Genomic DNA, 242 nt, shown 5'->3' with positions numbered 1-242 from the left:
CCGCTCTCCCTGACTCTCATCCCGCCGCTAGCTTCTTGATCCCGCGCGCCGGAGTTCGTCTGTGAGTCGCGAATGACGGGATCAGGCGTCGGCACGGTCGAACGGATTCACGTCGCCTCGGGGACGGGCGGCGAGCCGGAGCCGCGGGAGGCGGTCGAAGCGGTCGCGGACCGCGGCCTCAGGGGCGACCGCTACTTCGACGGCGACGGGATCTACAACGAGCAGGCGGACCTGGAGCCGAG

1 pseudogene is annotated in these 242 nt (G+C 70.2%); it reads left to right on the top strand.

Annotated elements, in window-relative coordinates:
- Positions 1 to 72 precede the first annotated feature (72 nt).
- Positions 73 to 242, top strand: a pseudogene (locus EXE45_RS21965) (MOSC domain-containing protein); the annotation flags it as partial.

Origin of the sequence: Halorubrum sp. SP9, assembly GCF_005435015.1 — an archaeon.
Classification (GTDB): domain Archaea; phylum Halobacteriota; class Halobacteria; order Halobacteriales; family Haloferacaceae; genus Halorubrum; species Halorubrum sodomense.
Note: the sequence above shows the minus strand (reverse complement) of the source record. Positions and strands in the feature narration are given on the sequence as shown.